The sequence below is a fragment of the Thomasclavelia cocleata genome, assembly GCF_900102365.1.
Classification (GTDB): Bacteria; Bacillota_I; Bacilli_A; order Erysipelotrichales; family Coprobacillaceae; genus Thomasclavelia; species Thomasclavelia cocleata.
In genome coordinates this window covers 50,586-57,593 of the sequence record NZ_FOIN01000013.1, presented here as the reverse complement: position 1 = coordinate 57,593, position 7,008 = coordinate 50,586, and the positions used below count along the sequence as shown (strand labels likewise).

At 29.1% G+C, this 7,008-nt stretch carries 8 protein-coding genes; 7 read left to right on the top strand and 1 reads right to left on the bottom strand.

The window, feature by feature from the left end; genetic code table 11:
- The coding region (locus tag BMW96_RS06745; protein WP_143050715.1) for an integrase core domain-containing protein at window positions 1-307 on the top strand (307 nt) is incomplete at its 5' end.
- Window positions 308-409: 102 nt separating this feature from the next.
- Entirely contained in the window at window positions 410-799 is a 390-nt protein-coding gene (locus BMW96_RS06740; RefSeq protein ID WP_244881274.1) for a hypothetical protein, read from the top strand.
- Window positions 800-821: 22 nt separating this feature from the next.
- Here BMW96_RS06740 and BMW96_RS06735 read toward each other — a convergent pair whose 3' ends face one another.
- On the bottom strand, window positions 822-2,465 hold the full coding sequence (locus BMW96_RS06735; RefSeq protein ID WP_177165822.1) for an Rqc2 family fibronectin-binding protein: 1,644 nt from the start codon (window positions 2,463-2,465) through the stop codon (window positions 822-824).
- A 95-nt stretch (window positions 2,466-2,560) separates the two neighbouring features.
- On the opposite strand from BMW96_RS06735, the gene gmk reads away from it, so the two are divergent.
- The 5 genes from gmk (at window position 2,561) to priA (ending at window position 7,006) form a co-directional block, all read left to right on the top strand.
- Window positions 2,561-3,133 (top strand): guanylate kinase, encoded by a 573-nt coding sequence (gene gmk / locus BMW96_RS06730; protein ID WP_092353789.1) that lies wholly within the window; start codon window positions 2,561-2,563, stop codon window positions 3,131-3,133.
- Window positions 3,134-3,160: 27 nt separating this feature from the next.
- On the top strand, window positions 3,161-3,571 hold the full coding sequence (locus BMW96_RS06725; RefSeq protein WP_092353787.1) for a hypothetical protein: 411 nt from the start codon (window positions 3,161-3,163) through the stop codon (window positions 3,569-3,571).
- A 125-nt stretch (window positions 3,572-3,696) separates the two neighbouring features.
- Window positions 3,697-4,098 (top strand): YjdF family protein, encoded by a 402-nt coding sequence (locus BMW96_RS06720; protein ID WP_092353785.1) that lies wholly within the window; start codon window positions 3,697-3,699, stop codon window positions 4,096-4,098.
- A 47-nt stretch (window positions 4,099-4,145) separates the two neighbouring features.
- The gene (locus BMW96_RS06715; RefSeq protein ID WP_092353783.1) at window positions 4,146-4,718 is read left to right on the top strand and encodes a YdcF family protein; all 573 of its coding nucleotides are present in this window, start codon (window positions 4,146-4,148) and stop codon (window positions 4,716-4,718) included.
- An 89-nt stretch (window positions 4,719-4,807) separates the two neighbouring features.
- A complete protein-coding gene (priA, locus tag BMW96_RS06710) occupies window positions 4,808-7,006 on the top strand; it encodes a replication restart helicase PriA (protein ID WP_092353781.1) in 2,199 nt (732 codons plus the stop codon).
- Window positions 7,007-7,008: the final 2 nt, after the last annotated feature.

Here is a 7,008-nt window from a genome sequence, read left to right as displayed (position 1 = left end):
TGGTCTTACGAATGATGATCCAGTATCAAAGAAACATCGTCCTGCCAAACAAATTATTGAACGTTTAAATCGAACATTTCAGTATTCATATGCTGTAAAAAATGGTTTCAACACGCTTGCAGGTGCCAATGACTTCATGTGTCTGTTTACAACATACTTTAACTTTTTAAGAAACCATACAACTTTAGGATATAAACCGCCTGTACAGCTTGACTGTTTAAAAAAGACACATAATATGCCAAATAAATGGAATATCCTGCTTGATGAAGCTTTTGATTACTACATAGAATCAACTATGGAATTCTAGTTATGAAAAAATGAAATTTTTTCATAACTTATTTGACACTACCATGTGATTTGCCTTAGCACAAAATTTTAAAATACATATAGTATATTAAAGGAGGTGGTAATGATGTTTTGGAACTCAGGATGTGGTTGTAATAGCTGTAATAGTTGTAATGGATGTGGATGGAATAACAACATGAATAGTTGCCGTGCTACTCCAATTGTTGCACCAAGAAAAGTTTGTACAAGCTGCTCTAATCAATATGTAGAACAACCAATTATTTGCCCAATTGAATGCCGTCATGTTAACAATGTTGTTTATTATCCACGATATTATCCACGCTATGAACGTACTTTTATGACTCAATGCAATGGAAATCCATATGCAAATGCTGCTAATGCAACACCTGCATATGATAACAGTGGTATTAATGCAACTGATGGAGAATCAGTAATCAATGGAATGTATAACACTACTAATAGTGGTGGATGTGGTTGTGGTTGTAAACGTTAGAAAAGATAGATGCTTTAAGCATCTATTTTTTTCTTAACTCTTCTAAACAGCTGGCATCAGGATCTATATAAATAGTTTTGTACTTATCTAAAATAACTTGACCAGGTTTTGCTGCATTTGGTTTTTTTAGAGTCTTAACTAAGGTATAGTTAACAGGGACACTACTACTATTTTTACCTTTAGAAAAGTAGGCAGCAATATTACTAGCAAGACGAATCGTATATTCATCTAATTGATCCCCTTTAACAATCACATGACTGCCAGGCATGTCTTTAACATGGAACCATGTATCATAGCGATGAGCATGTTTAAAGGTTAGATAATCATTTTGAAGATTGTTTTTGCCAATACATATTTCAATTCCATCTTTTGTATAGTATGTTTCAAATGCTGGTTTTTTGTTTTTGCGAATAGAATTTGTTTTCTTTTTCTTTTTTAAATAACCTAAATTTTCTAATTCTTCTTTTATTTCTAATGCATCATAGTATGATGCATTATCCATTAATGTTAATAAACTGTCAAAATATTCTATTTCATTTTTGGTTAAGTTTATTTGTTCATTTAATACATTAATTGAATTTTTTGCTTTTTGATATTTGTTATAATATTTTTGAGCATTAGCTTTTGGACTGAGTTTTTCGTCTAAATCAATCATAATTTTAGTATTATCATAATAATTATCTAATTCAATATGTTTCATTCCTTTTTTTAATAAATGTAAATTAGAATATAATAAATCACCAATGATACGATATTCATCACTGTTTTTTGAACTTTCTAATGTTGCCTGCAATTTTGATAATTTAGTAATATTTTTTTGGTATTCATTAGATATGAATTTTAATAAATTAGAAGTCTGTTGTTTTATTCGTTCTTTTTGATCAATTAAATCAAAGTGTTGATCAAGACCATCAAATAATGGATATTCTTGAGGTTTTACTTGTAGATGTGTTAGAGGAATTAAATGAAAATATTCTTTTTCACCTGTGCTACTAATATATAAATGATTACTTTCTTTTATTTCATTTATAATAGTTTTAAAGTCGTTTCCATTATCATGCCTAAAGAGAATTTCTTTTGAAAGAATTGGAGACATTCCCTGGTATACTTTAGATAAATTATTATTTTCAATAAAATCATGATTAAAAGGATTTAATTTGTTGTAATTTACTGGAGGGAAATAATATATTGCTCCAGGCTGTACAAAGCGTTCACTATTTATATTTGGAGTTATTCTTTTAAGGCAATCAATAATTTTTTTGTTTTCATTGCAGAGAATAATATTTGAATGTTTACCCATTATTTCAATAAAACAATGATATTCTACATAATCCCCAAATTCATTATGACAATCAAAAAGAATATGACAAATACGATCTAATTCAATTTGATTTATTTCTTTTATATATCCGCCCTCAAGATGTTTTCTAAATAACATTGTTAAAGGATTTGGACTTTCTGGAGTAGGATAGATTAAGTTCGTTAATTGAATTCTTGCATACATAGGATGGCAAGAAAGTAGTAACTTATAATTTGTTCGATTGTTTCGTATTTGTATTAATAATTCATATTTAGATATTTGATAGATTTTATTAATTCTACCACCTGTTATAGTATTGTTTAATTCTTTTATTACTTGATGCATCATTATTCCATCATAAGCCATTTTTATCACCCAAAATAGTATAACATAGATTGAAAACAATTGACATTATAAGGTGTATTTTGTATGATGAACTTAACTAAAAAAGGGGTGTTAATGTGGAAAAAGGAATGTTAATAATTCTAAGTGGTCCTAGTGGTGTAGGCAAAGGAACAGTAAGAGAAGAATTGTTCAAGGATGAAAGTTTGAATTTGGCTTATTCAATCTCTATGACAACACGTAAGCCACGTCCAGCAGAAAAAGATGGAATTGATTATTTTTTTGTTGAAGAGGATGAATTTAAAAAGAAAATTGATGAAGATAAATTATTAGAGTGGGCTCAATTTGTTGGGAATTATTATGGAACCCCTAAAGATTATGTTGATCAATTGCTTGATGAGGGAAAAAATGTAGTATTAGAAATTGAAGTTCAGGGTGCTCTTCAGGTCATGAAAAAATGTCCATATGCAACAACAATTTTTATTGTACCGCCAAGTATGGAAGAATTAGAAAGAAGAATTAGAGGACGAAGAACAGAAGATGAGGAAATTGTGCAACAGCGTTTGGCTAAAGCAAGGAAAGAAATAGCTACAAAAGGTGAATATAAATATGTAGTTGAAAATGATGATATTCTTGAAGCAAAGGATAAAATTGCAAAAATTATTAGAGAACATCATGTTGATCAGGGGTAAAAATCCCTGATTTTTAATGGAGGAAAGATGGAAAGATTTAAAGAATATTTCAAATTATTTACATATATTTTTTATCCTGGTGTTGTTTTTATTTTATACTTTGCTCAAATAGTTGAGGGGAATTTAAGTACAAATTTAATTTTTTGTCCTACTGATCTTATTTTTGTAGGCTCTATTATAGGTGTATATATGTTATTAGATGCTTTTAAAGTGTTTGATAAAAAATTGTTTAAGGTAATGAAAAAAGATGATGGTAAGTTAAAGTTGCCATATATGTTTATTTTTATTATTATATTAGTATTATTGATGAGTTTATATGATGATTTAAAAGTTTATTTTTATTTGAATAATAATGTCAGTATTAGTTTATTGATAGTAGCTGTTGTTTGGGTAATTTTATTTATTGGGTGTAATTTCTTAAATATACAAGAGAAATAAGTTATAATAGAATTACAAAGATAAAAACACTGTCTGGTTGGTATTCCAGGCGCAGTTATTAACTGTCAGTAACCTGCCTCCTTAGGTTGTCCTTTCTTTGGTATTATTTTAAGGAGGAAAGCTTTATGGAATTAAATGTGTTTTTTGAAGATCCGTTTTGGATTGGGATGTTTTATGTAAGAGATGGTAAAGATATTTATGTTGAAAAAATTGTTTTTGGTAGTGAACCAAAAGATGGTGATATATATAAGTTTATTTTATATAATTACTATACTTTATCTTTTAGAGCTCAGTATCATGAAAGGTTGAAGAATAAACCTAAAAATCCTAAACGAATGCAACGAATAATTAAAAAACAAAGTTTAAATTTATCTGTTGGAACAAAATCTATGCAAGCTTTAAAAAAGCAATATGAACAAAATAAACAAATAAAGAAATTTAATCAAGGAAAGTTAGAAAAGAATAGAAGAGATTATTTGTTTCGTTTAAAACAGGAAAAACGTAAAGCAAAGAAAAGGGGACATTGATTCCCTTTTGTCGTATTTCCTGGGAAATATGGAAAGAAGGTGGAAATATGTTGAAAAAGATAGTTGGATGGTTTGGGTTGATCAATTTTGTTGTTTTTATAACAGTGTTTAAAAGACCAAAAAAGAAGTATGAATATGTGAAATATGATTGTGCAATAGTTTGTGGTTATCCTACTAATAATGATGGTAAACCATCAAAAATTATGAAATCACGAGTTGATAAAGCCATTGAATTATATAATGAAGGAAAAGTAAAGTTTATTATCTTTTCTGGGGGCAGTGTTAAAAATAAATATAAAGAAGCTGATATTATGGAAAATTATGCACTTGAATTAGGAATTGAACAAAATGTAATTTTCAAGGAAGATAAATCAATGTGTACATATCATAATTTAATGTATACAAAAAAGATAATGGATACATATAATTTAAAAAACTGTTTAGTTATTACTAATAGCTGGCATCTTCGTAAAGCTGATCATTATGCACGTAAATTTAAACTTGATCATGCAATGGTTAGTGCCCAGGCTCCAAAATCGTATAGTTGTTTAAAAATTATCATATTGCATATTAGTACGAATTTTAAAATGTATTGTAATTTATTTAAGGGGTATTATTAATTGTTTTAAATGTAATATATCTAAGAGCTGCTCAGCTCTTTTAATTTATCCCTTTGATGTGATAGAATAAGATAAAATTGGAGATGATGATGGTGTATATTGTACAAGTGTTAGTAGAGCATCCAACTCATGCTTTGGATACTGCATTTGATTATTTAGCTAATGAAGAAATCATGGGTGGAGTACGGGTAGCAATTGCTTTTGGATATCAACGGATTATTGGATATGTATTAGGTTGTGAATATAGTAGCATGACAAAGGAAGAATTGGAAAAAATAGCAGGATTTAAATATCGTTATATTAGTGAGATAATTGATGAAAGACCTTTATTAAACCAGGAACTGCAGGAATTATCTTTAACTCTTGCAAAGCTGACTTTGTCTCCCAGAATAAGTTGCCTTCAAGCAATGCTGCCACCACAATTAAAACCAAGTACTAATAAAAGTGTCAGGATTAAATATCAAAAAGTAATAAAAGTAATTAATAAAAATATTGTAGTTAATACAGTTAAGCAACAGGAAGCATATCAATTTTTAAAGGAACATGCAGATATTCCCTTAAAAGACTTTCCTTATAGTCGAGGGCTGCTTAATAAATTAATTGAACAAAAAGCCGTATTAGTAGTTGATGAAGAAATATATCGTGATCCATATCTGGATAATCAAAAAAAAGAACATGAATTTCCTCTTACACCAGATCAGCAAAAAATAGTTGGCAGTATTATAAGTAAAATAAATACATACCATACAGCTCTAATTCATGGAGTGACAGGTTCTGGAAAAACAGAAGTATATTTACACTTATCAAAATATGTGATTAAAAATAATAAAACAGTATTAATGTTAGTTCCTGAAATTTCATTAACTCCAATGATGGTTAATGCCTTTAAACATAAATTTGGTAAACAGGTTGCGATTTTACATTCTAAATTATCATCTGGTGAACGTTATGATGAATATCGTCGAATCATAAATGAAGAGGTAAAAATAGTAGTTGGTGCTCGTAGTGCAATTTTTGCGCCATTGGAAAAGATTGGGTTAATTATTTTGGATGAAGAACATGATTCTAGTTATAAACAGGAAACTAAACCTCGTTATCAAACTACTCAAATTGCTCGGATTCGTGGTAAGTATCATAATTGTCCAGTTATTCTTGGAAGTGCAACCCCTTCATTAGAATCATATAGTCGAGGACAAAAAGGAGTTTATGATTTATATAAACTCCCTAAGCGAATTAATCAGTTTCCATTGCCGGAGATTGAATTGATTGATATGGCTGTGGAAATCAGAAATAAAAATTATTCTCTTTTTTCTAAAGCTATGAAAGAAAAAATTCAAACTTGTCTTGATTGTGGCGAACAAGTAATCTTGTTGTTAAATAAACGGGGATATGCTACATATGTTCGATGTCTTGACTGTGGTGAAGTAATTAAATGTCCTCACTGTGATGTGACATTGACATATCATAAAGTTGATCACAAATTGCGTTGCCATTATTGTGAACATCAAATTGAAATGCCAAAAATTTGTCCACATTGTTCAGGGGAACAATTAAAATTAGTAGGAACAGGAACACAAAAAGTTGAAGAACAGCTAGAAACTAATTTTAAGGGAGCTAAAGTAATTCGATATGATGTTGATACAACAAAACAAAAAGATGGACATCAAAAACTTTTAGATCAGTTTGCACGTAAAGAAGGTAATATTTTATTAGGGACACAGATGATAGCTAAGGGATTAGATTTTGAAAATGTAACTTTTGTAGGAGTTTTAAATGCTGATATAAGTTTAAATATTCCTGATTTTCGGGCTAATGAACGTACTTTTCAGTTACTTGAACAGGTCTCAGGGCGCAGTGGTCGTGGAAAAAAAGAAGGTACAGTAATGATACAGACATACAATCCAGAGCATTTTGTGTTACAATGTGTCAAGAATCACGATTATCTTAGTTTTTATCAAGAAGAAATGAGAACCAGAAGGTTGGCGATTTATCCACCTTATGTTCATTTAGTAAGTATTTTAATTCAAGGAAAAGATGAAACAGTAGTTGATCAATGTGCTTTACAAATTAAAGCTTACCTACAAAAACAATTAGAAGATATGGTAATTCTTGGTCCTGCTAATAGTTTGGTTTATCGTATGCAGGATATTTATCGTAAAAGGATTATGATTAAATTTACTAATAGTAAATTATTATACCCAGTATTAGAAAAGATGAGTGATTTTTATAATAAAAAAGGGAATAAAGTTAATGTTGTTTGTGATTTTAATCCCTATAATCAAATATAGAA

What these genes read in the sequence shown, in the direction of transcription:
- BMW96_RS06740 (WP_244881274.1), top strand. Translation starts at nt 410, where the DNA reads ATGATGTTTTGGAACTCAGGATGTGGTTGTAATAGCTGTAATAGTTGT.
- BMW96_RS06735 (WP_177165822.1), bottom strand. Translation starts at nt 2,465, where the DNA reads ATGGCTTATGATGGAATAATGATGCATCAAGTAATAAAAGAATTAAAC.
- BMW96_RS06725 (WP_092353787.1), top strand. Translation starts at nt 3,161, where the DNA reads ATGGAAAGATTTAAAGAATATTTCAAATTATTTACATATATTTTTTAT.
- BMW96_RS06720 (WP_092353785.1), top strand. Translation starts at nt 3,697, where the DNA reads ATGGAATTAAATGTGTTTTTTGAAGATCCGTTTTGGATTGGGATGTTT.
- BMW96_RS06715 (WP_092353783.1), top strand. Translation starts at nt 4,146, where the DNA reads ATGTTGAAAAAGATAGTTGGATGGTTTGGGTTGATCAATTTTGTTGTT.
- priA (WP_092353781.1), top strand. Translation starts at nt 4,808, where the DNA reads ATGGTGTATATTGTACAAGTGTTAGTAGAGCATCCAACTCATGCTTTG.